The sequence below is a fragment of the Streptomyces sp. NPDC001980 genome, from assembly GCF_040296885.1.
GTDB lineage: Bacteria > Actinomycetota > Actinomycetes > Streptomycetales > Streptomycetaceae > Streptomyces.
The window spans coordinates 118,196-130,380 of sequence record NZ_JBEOYD010000014.1 but is presented as its reverse complement, the minus strand read 5'-3'; the positions used below and the strand labels follow the sequence as shown (position 1 = coordinate 130,380).

The 12,185-nt window shown below is 73.0% G+C and carries 11 protein-coding genes; 7 read left to right on the top strand and 4 right to left on the bottom strand.

The window, feature by feature from the left end; translation table 11 throughout:
• Positions 1-13: 13 nt before the first annotated feature.
• Positions 14-472, bottom strand: a complete 459-nt coding sequence (locus ABT137_RS22645; RefSeq protein WP_351711590.1) for a DUF6643 family protein — start codon at positions 470-472, stop codon at positions 14-16.
• Between the two features lie 279 nt (positions 473-751).
• Here ABT137_RS22645 and ABT137_RS22640 point away from each other — a divergent pair, with 279 nt between their 5' ends.
• Positions 752-2,020: a TerD family protein gene (locus ABT137_RS22640; protein ID WP_351711794.1), complete on the top strand. Its 1,269-nt coding sequence runs from the start codon at positions 752-754 to the stop codon at positions 2,018-2,020.
• A gap of 13 nt (positions 2,021-2,033) precedes the next feature.
• Here ABT137_RS22640 and ABT137_RS22635 read toward each other — a convergent pair whose 3' ends face one another.
• Complete coding sequence (locus ABT137_RS22635) at positions 2,034-3,227, bottom strand: glycosyltransferase (protein ID WP_351711588.1); 1,194 nt, start codon at positions 3,225-3,227, stop codon at positions 2,034-2,036.
• A gap of 39 nt (positions 3,228-3,266) precedes the next feature.
• Between ABT137_RS22635 and ABT137_RS22630 the strand changes: the two genes are divergently transcribed.
• Complete coding sequence (locus tag ABT137_RS22630) at positions 3,267-4,058, top strand: glutamate racemase (protein ID WP_351711586.1); 792 nt, start codon at positions 3,267-3,269, stop codon at positions 4,056-4,058.
• Between the two features lie 89 nt (positions 4,059-4,147).
• Positions 4,148-4,705, top strand: a complete 558-nt coding sequence (locus ABT137_RS22625) for a hypothetical protein (RefSeq protein WP_351711584.1) — start codon at positions 4,148-4,150, stop codon at positions 4,703-4,705.
• A 110-nt stretch (positions 4,706-4,815) separates the two neighbouring features.
• Here ABT137_RS22625 and ABT137_RS22620 read toward each other — a convergent pair whose 3' ends face one another.
• Positions 4,816-5,874 (bottom strand): O-antigen ligase family protein, encoded by a 1,059-nt coding sequence (locus ABT137_RS22620; protein ID WP_351711582.1) that lies wholly within the window; start codon positions 5,872-5,874, stop codon positions 4,816-4,818.
• 185 nt (positions 5,875-6,059) lie between these two features.
• On the opposite strand from ABT137_RS22620, the gene lnt reads away from it, so the two are divergent.
• From lnt to ABT137_RS22600, 4 genes are all read left to right on the top strand, one after another.
• Entirely contained in the window at positions 6,060-7,673 is a 1,614-nt protein-coding gene (gene lnt / locus ABT137_RS22615; RefSeq protein ID WP_351711580.1) for an apolipoprotein N-acyltransferase, read from the top strand.
• 66 nt (positions 7,674-7,739) lie between these two features.
• Positions 7,740-8,219: an NUDIX hydrolase gene (locus tag ABT137_RS22610; protein WP_351711578.1), complete on the top strand. Its 480-nt coding sequence runs from the start codon at positions 7,740-7,742 to the stop codon at positions 8,217-8,219.
• A gap of 54 nt (positions 8,220-8,273) precedes the next feature.
• Positions 8,274-9,104, top strand: coding sequence for a 3-hydroxybutyrate dehydrogenase (locus ABT137_RS22605; protein ID WP_351711576.1), 831 nt, complete (start codon positions 8,274-8,276; stop codon positions 9,102-9,104).
• Between the two features lie 77 nt (positions 9,105-9,181).
• A complete protein-coding gene (locus tag ABT137_RS22600) occupies positions 9,182-11,149 on the top strand; it encodes a helix-turn-helix domain-containing protein (RefSeq protein ID WP_351711574.1) in 1,968 nt (655 codons plus the stop codon).
• 10 nt (positions 11,150-11,159) lie between these two features.
• Here ABT137_RS22600 and ABT137_RS22595 read toward each other — a convergent pair whose 3' ends face one another.
• The gene (locus ABT137_RS22595; RefSeq protein WP_351711572.1) at positions 11,160-12,167 is read right to left on the bottom strand and encodes a sugar phosphate isomerase/epimerase family protein; all 1,008 of its coding nucleotides are present in this window, start codon (positions 12,165-12,167) and stop codon (positions 11,160-11,162) included.
• Positions 12,168-12,185: the final 18 nt, after the last annotated feature.

The following is a 12,185-nucleotide window of genomic DNA, read 5'->3' as shown; positions in this document are numbered from 1 at the left end:
CGGGGAATGCCGATCAGTAGCCGCGGTACTGCTGCTGTTGCTGGTTGTTGTACGGGTCCTGGTACGGAGCCGCCGGCGCGGGGCGCGGAGCCGCCGGGCGCATCGCCTCGTACCCCGTGCCGCCCATCATCGGACGGGGCGGCTGCGGCTGCTGCGCGGGGTAGCCGCGCGGTCCCGTCGCCTGCTGGGGGATGTACGCCGTGGGCGCCTGCTGCAGCGGCGCGGGCTGCTGCATCTGCTGCGGGTAGCCGTAGCCCGGGGCCGGCTGGGAGGGGCCCGCCGGGAGGGCGGGCAGTGCCGACGGCAGCGCGGGCAGGTTGCTGAAGCTGCTGGGCGCGTCGTAGGCGGGAGGAACCCGGATCGGGGCGATCTGCGGGGTGCCCCGTTCGGCCACGAGCGAGTCGTAGATCGGAGTGTCCGGGAAGGAGGCGGAGTAGTAGCCGCCGCCATAGGTGGAGCGGGGGGAGGTCATGGCACATAAGTTAAGCCCACGATGTGCTGGTTGGGGAGACCGATAAGAGGGTTGTTTTCCGTGTCGGCAGTGACGCCGGATCCCCAATCCGAGCGAACTCGGCAAAAAAGGACGGCAAACGGCGTTTGGATCGTGTAAAGGCCGAGTTCCGAGCCGGTTACCGGCAGTTGGCCAGGGGGCTTCCTGTGCCGCTCATGGGAGATCCCTGTCCCCGGGAATAGGTTGTGAGGGTAGGGATGACCTGGGACCGCCGGGGCGCGCCCGGCATGCCGACACATGATGGGGGCGGACATGTCAATGCCGAAAGGATCGAATACGCCGGTGCCGACCACGGCACTGCGTGTCGAATTGGGCTGGCGCTCCGGCCCGGGTGCCCCCGACGCGGACGCCTCGGCGCTCCTGCTGGCCGCCGGGAAAGTGCGCTCCGACGGCGACTTCGTCTTCTACAACCAGCCCGCGCACGCCTCGGGCGCGGTCCGGCACGAGGGCAAGCGGCGCTCCGGCGACCTGGTCACCGACACCCTTTTCGTCGACCTCGCGCGCGTGGAGACCCCGATCGAGCGGATCGTCCTCGCGGCCTCGGCCGACGGCGGAACGTTTGGGCAGGTCCCCGGCCTTTACGTCGAGGTCCGGAACGCGGCCGACGGAAGTGTGGTCGCCCGTTTCGACAGCGCGGGCGCCACGGTGGAAACCGCTTTCGTGCTCGGTGAGTTGTACCGCCGCCAGGGTGCTTGGAAGTTCCGTGCGGTGGGACAGGGGTACAGCAGCGGGCTGGAAGGGCTCGCCACCGACTTCGGGATCACGGTGGACGAGCCGCAGCACCCGGCGCACCCGCCCGTGCCGCAGGGCGCCCCGCCGGCTCCGGCTCCGGCTCCAGTCCCGACTCCAGTCCCGACTCCGGTCACCCCGCCGTCCGCCCCCGTACGACTGTCGAAGGTGACGCTCACCAAGGCGGCCCCCTCCGTGTCGCTGGCCAAGCAGGGCGGCACCTCGGGCGCGCTGCGGGTCAACCTCAACTGGCAGGTCCGCAAACAGCTCCCGGGCTGGGGCGGCCGGCGCGGTGGGGCGGGCGCCCTCGACCTCGACCTGTGCGCCCTGTACGAGCTCGCGGACGGCCGCAAGGGCGTCGTCCAGGCGCTGGGCAACGCCTTCGGCTCCCTGAACCGGCCGCCGTACATCCACCTGGACGGCGACGACCGCACCGGTGCCGTGTCGAGCGGGGAGAACCTCACCGTCAACCTCGATCACAAACAGGACTTCCGGCGCATCCTGATCTTCGTGACGATCTACCAGGGCGCCACGTCCTTCGCCGACCTGCACGCCACCGTCACCCTCCAGCCCCAGCACGGCGCCCCGGTCGACTTCTCCCTGGACGAGAGCACGGTTCCCTCGACCGTGTGCGCGCTCGCGCTGCTCACCAACACCGGCGGCGACCTCGTCGTACAGCGCGAGGCCCGTTACCTGGTCACGGAGCGCGGGGTGAGCCCGCAGCGGACCGTCGACCGCGCCTACGGCTGGGGCATGAACTGGACGCCCGGCCGCAAGTGACCGACGCGGGCGGTCAGCCTTCGTCGGTGACGGTGTCGGGACGCGCGTAGGTACGGCCCTTCCAGGCCGCCCCGCGCCCCCGGTAGTGCTGCACCGCCGAGTCGACCGTCATGAGGAGGTAGAGGAACGCGGTGAACGGCAGCAGCGGAGCGAGCCACAGGGGCTGCCTGTAGTAGCGGAGCATCGGCAGGTACGTCGCCGTCATCACCAGCCAGGCCGCGGCGCCGACGAGCACCGTAGGCGTGCTGCCGGTGACCGCCCCCGCCAGTACCGCACCCGGCGGCACCAGGTACACCAGCGCGAGACCGGCGACCGTACCGAGAAGCAGCAGCGGGTTGTGCCGCAGCTGCGCGTACGCGCTGCGGGAGACCATCCGCCACAGGTCGTGCAGGCGCGGATAGGGGCGGACGCTGTCCACCCGGTCGGCGAGACCCAGCCAGATGTGCCCTCCGGTGCCCTTCACCGCGCGGGCGAGCGCCACGTCGTCGATCACGGCGTGCCGGATCGCGTCCGGGATGCGCGCCCGCTCCGCCGTGTCGGCGCGCAGCAGGACACAGCCGCCCGCGGCTGCCGCGGTGCGCGAGCCCTTCCGGCCGATCCGGCGGAACGGGTACAGCTGGGCGAAGAAGTAGACGAAGGCGGGCACCACGAGCCGTTCCCACAGACTCGCCACCCGTAGGCGGGCCATCTGCGAGACCACGTCGAAGCCTCCGGTGCGGGCGGCCGCCACCAGCAGCCGCAGGCTGTCCGGCCCGTGCGCGATGTCGGCGTCCGTCAGCAGCAGGTACTCGGGGCCACGCGCGCGTGCCAGCGCGATGCCGTGCCGTACCGCCCACAGCTTGCCCGTCCAGCCCGCCGGCGGTTCGCCGGGCGAGGTCACGGTCAGCGGCAGCCCGCCGTGGCGCGCGGCCAGCTCCCGGGCCAGCTCCCCGGTGCCGTCCGTACTGCCGTCGTCGACCAGGAACACCTCCGCCCGCCCCGGATAGTCCTGCGCCAGCAACGACGGCAGACTCAGGGGCAGTACGGCGGCCTCGTCCCGGGCCGGGACGACCACACACACATCCGGCCACGCGGCGGGCTCGTGGCGGGGCGGCAGCCGGACGTCGGTGCGCCAGAAGAAGCCCTGGCAGAGCAGCAGCCACAGCCAGGCGGCGAGGGATACGGCGGCGGTCCACGTGAAGACGCTCACGCGCGCAGTCTGCCCCATCGGGCCTGCTCCCAACGGCCCATCGTCTATCGTGGCCGGGTGAAGATCGCGCTCATCGACTCCGGAATCGGCCTGCTGGCGGCCACCGCAGCGGTACGGCGGCTGCGCCCCGACGCCGATCTCGTCCTCTCCTTCGACCCCGAGGGCATGCCCTGGGGCCCGCGTACCCCCGAGGGCATCACCGAGCGCGCGCTGGCCGTCGCCGAGGCCGCCGCCGCCCGCCGGCCCGACGCGCTGATCATCGGCTGCAACACGGCGACCGTGAACTCCCTGTCGGCGCTGCGCGCGCGTCTGGAACCCGGCATCCCGGTCATCGGCACGGTCCCGGCGATCAAGCCGGCCGCCGCCGGCGGTGGTCACGTCGCGATCTGGGCGACCCCCGCCACCACCGGCAGCGCGTACCAGCGGGGCCTCATCGAGGACTTCGCCGGCGGCGTACCGGTCACCGAGGTGCCCTGCTGGGGGCTGGCCGAGGCCGTCGAGCACGCCGACCATGCCGCCATCGACGCCGCCGTGACCGCGGCGGCCCGGCTCACCCCCGACGACGTGACGACCGTCGTCCTGGGCTGCACCCATTACGAACTCCTGGCGGAACGTATCCGCGCCGCCGTCCAGCGCCCCGGCGCCGCCCCTCTCGTCCTGCACGGCTCCGCCGGCGCCGTGGCCGCCCAGGCGCTGCGCCGGATCGGTGCGCAGCCGGCCCCCGACGCACCGGCCACCGGCACGGTGACGGTGCTGCTCAACGGCCGTGAGGGCGAACTGCCCGAGGCCGCGCTCGGTTACGCCGAGGCCCGGCTGCTCCGCACGGCCAGTCCTGCCGCGTCCCAGTGAACCGTCCGGGGCCGGGGATACCCCCGATGTGAGCAGTCACCCTCCGCAACGCGGTACCCGCGCAGCGAAACCTGAGTAATCTCGTAGACATGAGGGACCACCCCCGCGACCACGCTCCGGACGAGGACGCCTCACACCCGGATGTCTGGACCGGGCGCGCCACGAACCGGGTCCAGTGGCTGCTGGCGCTGGTCGGCGCGGCCTGCATGGCGCTCGGTATCGAACTGGCCGTGGACTCCGCCTGGAACTCGGGCGTCACCGCGCTGGTGATGGCCGTCGTGGGCTGCATCGCCGCCGGGCTGCTGGTCCTCTTCGGCACCCTCGCCTTCGTCCACGTCGACCTGAGGCTCGACAGGGAGTGTCTGGAAGTCCGCTGCGGTCATATAGGAGTACCGCGCCGTCGTATTCCGCTCTCCCATGTGGTCGGCGCCGACTTCTCCCCGCAGATCACCCCGCGCCAGTGGGGCGGCTGGGGCTACCGCTGGCGCCCCGAGAAGGGCACGGCCGTCGTCGTCCGCCGTGGCGAGGGCATCGTCCTGCGCCTGTGGGACGGCCACACCTTCACGATCACCGTGGACAACGCCGAGTCCGCGGTGCGTGTCATCCGGGAACGCCTGCGGACGATCACGCCGGGCACGGCACACTGACGCAGGCCGCACGCGGGGCCGGCCCCTGGGTGGCGGGACCGGGCAGGGCTGGACCACATGTGGCGGACGCACAAGTGGCGGGATCACATGTGCCGGGGCACCCGTACGGCTCAACCGCCCGGCATCGCTGTCGTCCCCGCCGCCCAGGGGCGCGCCGTCGCCAGACCCGCCAGCAGGCCCGCGCCCGCCGACACCGTCGTGAAGCTCAGTGCGTTGCCGACCGCGGCGATCACGGCAAGGGCGGTCAGTGCCGCGCCCGCGGTGAGGGTCACCGGTGTGGAGCGGGGGGACCGCCAGAGGGCGTAGAGGATCCAGCAGAACGCGGTGGCCAACAGCAGGACGCCGACCAGGCCCTGTTCGGCGGCGAGCTGGAGCGGTGCGGAGTGCGGCTTGCCGTCGGGCAGCAGAGCCTCGGACGCGGTGCCGCTCTGCTCGCCGAAGCGCCCGGGGCCGACGCCCTCGACGGTGTTCCGGTGGGCGAGACGCAGGGCGTCCCGCCACAGCAGGACGCGGTGCTCCGTGAGGGGACCCGCCAGGGCGGAGGCGAGGCCGTCGGGGAGGACGTCCGCGGCGACCGCCCAGACCGTGCCCGTCACCAGCGCGGCCACCAGAGCAAGCCCGGCGACGGCCGGACCCCGCCGCCGCATCCGGCCGGCGGCGAGGGAGCACAGCAGGACGACGGCACTGGCCGCGCAGCCGGCCGCCGAGCCCACGGCCGCCCCGGCCACCGCGATCCCGGCGGCGGCCACCGCGATCCCGGCGGCCAGCATCCGCAGCCCGAGCCGCAACGCCGGAACCGGTGTCGCCCACGCGGCGCAGCACGCGGCGCCCGTCGCCAGAGCCAGCAGCGCCGCGACGGCGCCCGCATGGCCGAGCGGAGTCGCGAACTGGGGGCCCGGCGCCAGCCGGGGCGTCGCCACCGCGAACGCCAGCGCGGCCAGCGCGCCCGCACCCGGCGCGGCCACCGGCAGCAGCGCCCCGGACATCCGGCCCGCGGCATAGCCCGCGGCCACCGCGAGCACCGCCAGCAGTATGCCCTCGGGCCGTCCGTCGCGACCGGTCGCCGAGATCAGCGGCCACGCGGCACACGCCCCGAGCACCACGACGCCCACCACGTCAGAAACGTTTCGTCTGTCGTTGTCCGCGTCCCTGTCGGCAGCGGACGTCATCCCGGTCGACCCCACCGTCGCCCCCCGTACCCCGGTCCCCCGACCTGCGGCAGGCCCCGCCGCCCGCCTCGGCACACCGTAACCGGTGATGCCCGCTTTGTGGATGACTTGCGCGGGAACGGTGTGATTCCTGCATGCCGAGACCGTGCTGTCGACCGCAAGGTCAACCGCCGTACACTCCCGGAGTGACCGTCACCGCAACTTCCGTCGACCAGTCGGACCAGCTCACGCCGCGCCCCGCGCCCCGCGCACGCGGCCTCCGGTTGCTCCGCCGCCTGGTCCCGGCCGCCGCCTCCGCGCTCAGTGGAGTGCTGCTGTACGTCAGCTTCCCGCCGCGCACCCTGTGGTGGCTGGCGCTGCCCGCCTTCGCCGGATTCGGGTGGGTGCTGCGCGGCCGCAGCTGGAAGGCGGCCCTAGGCCTCGGCTATGTCTTCGGGCTCGGCTTCCTGCTGCCCCTGCTGGTGTGGACCGGCGTCGAGGTCGGCCCCGGGCCGTGGCTCGCGCTGGTGGCCATCGAGGCGATCTTCATCGCGCTGGTCGGTGTGGGGGTGGCCGCCGTCTCCAAGCTGCCGGCCTGGCCGGTGTGGGCGGCCGCCATATGGATCGCGGGTGAGGCGGCACGCGCGCGTGTGCCCTTCCGCGGCTTCCCCTGGGGCAAGATCGCCTTCGGCCAGGCGGACGGCGTCTTCCTGCCGCTTGCCGCGCTGGGCGGCACTCCGGTGCTCGGATTCGCCGTCGTCCTGTGCGGGTTCGGTCTGTACGAGGTGGGGCGGCTGGCCGTCGAGGGCCGGCGTACCCGCGAGATCCGGCGCGGCGCGGCGGCCGTGGCCCTGCTGAGCGTGGCCGTGCCCGTGGTGGGCGCGGTCGCGGCGCGGGGGCTGGTGAGCGACAAGGCCGAGGACGGTTCGGTCACCGTGGCGGTCATCCAGGGCAACGTGCCGCGGGCCGGCCTGGACTTCGCGTCGCAGCGGCAGGCCGTGCTCGACTACCACGTGAAGGAGACGCTCAAGCTGGCCGCCGACGTCAAGGCGGGCAAGGTCGCCAAGCCGGACTTCGTGCTGTGGCCCGAGAACTCCTCCGACGTCGACCCGTTCTCCGACGCCGACGCGGCCGCCGTGATCGACGAGGCCGCCAAGGCGATGGGCGTGCCCATCTCGGTCGGCGGGGTCGTCGAGCGGGACGGCAAACTGCTCAACGAGCAGATCCTGTGGGACCCGGTCAAGGGCCCGACCTCGACGTACGACAAGCGGCAGATCCAGCCCTTCGGCGAGTACCTCCCGCTGCGCGGACTGGTCGGCGCCATCAACAAGGACTGGACCAGCATGGTCCGCCAGGACTTCAGCCGGGGCACCAAGCCCGGTGTCTTCGACATCGACGGCACCAAGGTCGGCCTCGCCACCTGCTACGAGGCCGCCTTCGACTGGGACGTGCGGGACACCGTCACCCACGGCGCCGAGATGATCTCCGTCCCGAGCAACAACGCCACCTTCGACCGCAGCGAGATGACCTACCAGCAGCTCGCCATGTCCCGGATCCGCGCGGTCGAGCACAGCCGGACCGTCACCGTGCCGGTGACCAGCGGCGTCAGCGCGATCATCATGCCGGACGGGAAGATCACCCAGAAGACCGGCATGTTCGTGCCCGCCTACCTGGTGCAGAAGGTGCCGCTGCGCACTTCCGAGACGCCCGCGACCAAGGTGGGGATCCTCCCCGAGATCGCGTTGGTGCTGGTCGCGGCCGGCGGGGTCGGCTGGGCGATCGGGGCCGGAGTGCGCGGCCGGCGCGCCGGTGACGCGTAGCCGTACACCCGCTGTACGCCCCGTGGTTTCGGCCGGGTGCGCGGAACCGGGCGTTAGGGTCGGCTCATGGCTACTCCTGACTTCATCCGCACGATCCGGGCCGCCGCCGGCCACCAGCTCCTCTGGCTGCCCGGGATCACCGCCATCGTCTTCGACGACGCGGGCAGAGTGCTGCTCGGCCGCCGCACCGACACCCGCAAGTGGTCGGTCATCGGCGGCATTCCGGAGCCGGGGGAGCAGCCCGCGGCCTGCGCCGTGCGGGAGGTCTTCGAGGAGACGGCGGTGCGCTGTGTCGCCGAGCGGGTGGTCCTCGTCCAGGCGCTGAACCCCGTCACCTACCCGAACGACGACGTCTGCCAGTACATGGACATCACCTTCCGCTGCCGGGCCGTCGGCGGCGAGGCCCGCGTGAACGACGACGAGTCGCTGGACGTGGCCTGGTTCGACGTGGACGCCCTGCCGGAGCTGAACGAGTTCGGGGTGTTCCGGATCAAGCAGGCCATGTCGGATGCACCCACATGGTTCGACGCTACGGCTTTCAGCTGAACTATGTGTGCTGACGCCATGTGGGAGCGGGTGGCCGCCACCTAGGGTCGACCCATGAGCTCGACCAGCACCCGCTCCGCCCTCGTCCCCGGCCCCGCCCACGCCCCCGTCCTCGACCTGCACGGCCGCACCGCCCTCGTCACGGGTGCCGCCGGGGGCATCGGCCGCGCCTGCACCCTGCGTCTCGTGGCCGCCGGCGCCCGGGTCAGGGCCGTCGACCGGGACGAGACGGGACTGGCCGAGCTCGTGGACTCGGCCGGGCGGGCCCTGGGCACGGCGGGCGGCGATGCCGTCGAACCGTACGTCCTCGACCTCACCGACCTGGACGCGGCCGAACGCGCCGCCGCCGGCACCGACATCCTCGTCAACAACGCGGGACTCCAACTGGTGCGTCCCATCGAGGAGTTCCCGCCGGACGTCTTCCACACCGTACTGACCGTGATGCTGGAGGCGCCGTTCCGGCTCATCAGGGGCGCGCTGCCGCACATGTACGGACAGGGCTGGGGCCGGATCGTGAACGTGTCCTCCGTCCACGGGCTGCGCGCCTCCGCCTACAAGTCCGCCTATGTGGCCGCCAAACACGGCCTGGAGGGTCTGTCGAAGACGGCCGCTCTGGAGGGTGCCCCCCATGGAGTGACCTCCAACTGTGTGAACCCGGGCTATGTGCGCACCCCACTGGTCGAGAAGCAGCTCGCCGACCAGGCGCGGGCGCACGGCATCCCCGAGGAGCGGGTGCTGACCGAGGTCCTGCTGACCGACAGCGCCGTCAAGCGGCTCGTCGAACCGGAGGAGGTCGCCGAGGCCGTGGCCTATCTCTGCGGCCCCCGGGCGTCCTTCGTCACGGGTACCTCGCTGGTGCTCGACGGCGGCTGGACGGCCCACTGAGGGACCGGGCATCCGTCGGCCCGGGGAGTTTTCCACAGGCCCGACGGGCCGGAGCGGCGATGCGGAATCCTGGGGCCATGTCTCGCGATCACGTGCAGTCCATCAGGCGGCCGGCCCCCGCCCCGGCGACCGGTGTCCTCGACCCGGGTGCCGACGTACCCGGGGGCGCCGAGCCGGCGTACCTCGAACTGCTGGCCAGGGGCGCCTCGGCGGAGGCGTACGAGCAGCCGGTGCTGATCGCCCGCGCCGAGAACCGGCCGCCGGAGCGGATCGCCGCCCTGGAGCGGGCCAAGCTCCTCGCGCTGCGGGTCCGCACCGAGCTGGAGGGCAGACGCCGACGCGAGGCCGAGCTGTCCGCCCTGTTCGAGACCGCGCACGACCTGGCAGGACTGCGGGACGTGGACGCCGTGCTCCAGGCCATCGTCCAGCGTGCCCGCTCCCTGCTCGGCACCGACGTCGCCTACCTGAGCCTGAACGACCCGGCGTGCGGCGACACCTACATGCGGGTGACCGAGGGGTCGGTCGCGGCCCGCTTCCAGCAGCTGCGGCTGGGCATGGGGGAGGGGCTCGGCGGGCTCGTCGCGCAGACCGCGCGGCCGTACGTCACCGACGACTACTTCAAGGACGACCGCTTCGAGCACACGCTCACCATCGACGCCGGGGTGCGCGACGAGGGACTGGTCGCCATCCTCGGCGTCCCGCTCATGCTCGGGCCGCAGGTCATCGGGGTGCTGTTCGCGGCGGACCGGCGGGCACGTGTCTTCGAACGGGAGCAGATCGCGCTGCTCGGCTCCTTCGCCGCGCTCGCCGCGGCCGCCATCGACACGGCGAACCTGCTCACCGAGACCCGTTCGGCCATGGCCGGACTGGAGCGGGCCAACGAGATCATCAAGAACCACAGCGCGGTCATCGAACGTGCCTCGGACATCCACGACCGGCTCGCCGAACTCGTGCTGCGCGGCGGCCAGGTCCACGACGTGGCCGCCGCCGTCTCCCAGGTCCTCGGCGGTACGGTCGAGTTCACCGACACCGCCGACCCGCGGTCGCTGGAGACGTCGCGCACGGAGGGGCACGCGGTGCGGCACGGCGGCGACTGGATCGCCGCGGTCGCCGCGGGCGGCGAACTCCTCGGCGCGCTGGTGCTGCGCGGCCGTCCCGGTCTCGACCCCGTCGACCAGCGCACCCTGGAGCGCGCCGCGATGGTCACCTCGCTGCTCCTGCTGGCCCGCCGCTCCGCCGCCGAGGCCGAACAACGGGTGCGGGGCGAGCTGCTGGACGACCTCCTCGACGCCCGCGACCGCGAGCCCCGCCAACTGCGGGACCGCGCCGCCCGGTTGCACGCCGACCTCGACGCCACCCACGTCGTGCTCGCCGCCCACCCGGAAGGACCGGCTGCGGGCGCCGAGGAAGCGGCGGCAGCGCGCCGCCGGCTGTGGTCGGCCGCCTCCCACCTCGCCTCCACCCGGCACGGCCTGGCCGCCGCCCGCGACGGCGGCACCGTCCTGCTGCTGCCCCTCGAACCCGGCGACACCGCCGCCGACGTGGCCCGGCGCACCGCCCGGCACCTCGGCGCCGCCGTCCACCAGCCGGTGACCGTCGGCGCCTCCGCCCCCGTCGCCGACCTCGCCACCCGCCCCGACACCGTGGCCGCCGCCTACGCCGAGGGCCGCCGCTGCCTCGACGCGCTGCGCCTCCTCGGCCGGGGCGGTGACGGCGCCGCCGCCGAGGACTTCGGCTTCCTCGGCCTGCTCCTCGCCGGTGAACGGGACGTCGCCGCGTTCGTCACCCGCACCATCGGCCCGGTCGTCGCCTACGACAGGCGGCGCGGCACGGAACTGCTGCGCACCCTCGACGCGTACTTCGCCTCCGGGATGAGCCCGGCCCGCACCAAGGACGGACTTCACGTCCACGTGAACACGGTGGCCCAACGACTGGAGCGGGTGGCCCGCCTCCTCGGCGACGACTGGCAGAGTCCCGCCCGTGCCCTGGAGATCCAACTGGCGCTGCGCCTGCACCGGTTGGCGGCGCCACCGGAGCGCCGCTGATCGCCGTGCGTCAGGAATTCTGGCTGAACGCCGAGTCGAAGGAGCCGGCGGGCGGTTCGATCCGGGTGAGTTCCCGGACCCGGGCCAGCGCGTCGGGGGCACCGACCAAGCGGTCCATGCCGGCATCCTCCCACTCCACGGAGATCGGTCCCGCGTAACCGATCGAGTTGAGCATCCGGAAGCAGGCCTCCCAGGGCACGTCGCCGTGGCCGGTGGAGACGAAGTCCCAGCCGCGCCGCGGGTCGCCCCAGGGCAGCTGGGAACCCAGGCGGCCGTTGCGGCCGTCGAGCCGGCGTACCGCGTCCTTGCAGTCGACGTGGTAGATCCGCTCCCGGAAGTCGTAGAGGAAGCCGACCGGGTCCAGGTCCTGCCAGACGAAGTGCGAGGGGTCGAAGTTCAGGCCGAACGCCGGGCGGTGGCCGATCGCCTCGAGGGTGCGCACGGTGGTCCAGTAGTCGTAGGCGATCTCCGAGGGGTGCACCTCGTGGGCGAAGCGGACCCCCTCGGTGTCGAAGACGTCGAGGATCGGGTTCCACCGCTCGGCGAAGTCGGTGTAGCCGCGCTCGATCATCTCCGCGGGGGCGGGCGGGAACATGGCGACGGTGTGCCAGATCGAGGAGCCGGTGAAGCCGACGACGGTCCGCACGCCGAAGGCGGCCGCGGCCCGCGCGGTGTCCTTGATCTCCTCGGCGGCCCGCTGCCGTACTCCCTCCGCTTCGCCGTCGCCCCAGATCCGGGCCGGCAGGATGGCCTGGTGGCGCTCGTCGATGGGGTGGTCGCAGACGGCCTGCCCGGTGAGGTGGCAGGAGACGGTCCAGACCTTCAGGCCGTGCTTGTCCAGCAGGGCGCGCAGACCCGGCAGGTAGCCGGCGTCCCGCAGGGCACGGTCGACCTCGAAGTGGCCGCCCCAGGTGGCGAGTTCGAGGCCGTCGTAGCCCCAGTCGGCGGCCAGCCGGCAGACCTCCTCCAGCGGCAGGTCGGCGAACTGTCCGGTGAACAGGGTGACGGGTCGTGGCATGGTGGCTCCTGTTCTGCG